Annotated in this window: 1 pseudogene; it reads right to left on the reverse strand. The window is 30.8% G+C overall.

Annotated features, from left to right (window positions below):
• Positions 1-85, reverse strand: a pseudogene (locus SORDD16_RS12120) (PTS sugar transporter subunit IIA); the annotation flags it as partial.
• Positions 86-328: the final 243 nt, after the last annotated feature.

A 328-nucleotide genomic window follows, 5' to 3' on the forward strand; every position in this document is an offset into this window, starting at 1 on the left:
TAGCTACTTTATTGAAGAGTTGTTCTTGATTATCCGCTTCTAAGCAAAACACAAGGTCTTTGTCAAAGAAATGATCTAATCCCATAATGTTTTCCTTCTTTCGATTAACTTTTACAATCTAAGTATAGCACTATATGAAATCGTTGTCAAGAATTTTTGTTTTATTTTGTTCACTTTTTTGCAATTTCTGTTTTATTTAAATAATGCAATCAATATCGAACATTTTATCTTATCGTTCTGTTGTACTGTTGCAAAATTTTAACTCTATGATATCTGTAGTGGGTAATCGGTAATCTCCACCAAGGGGTATCATGGAGTCTATTTTGCC

Source organism: Streptococcus oralis (assembly GCF_001578945.1).
Taxonomy (GTDB): Bacteria; Bacillota; Bacilli; order Lactobacillales; family Streptococcaceae; genus Streptococcus; species Streptococcus oralis_Q.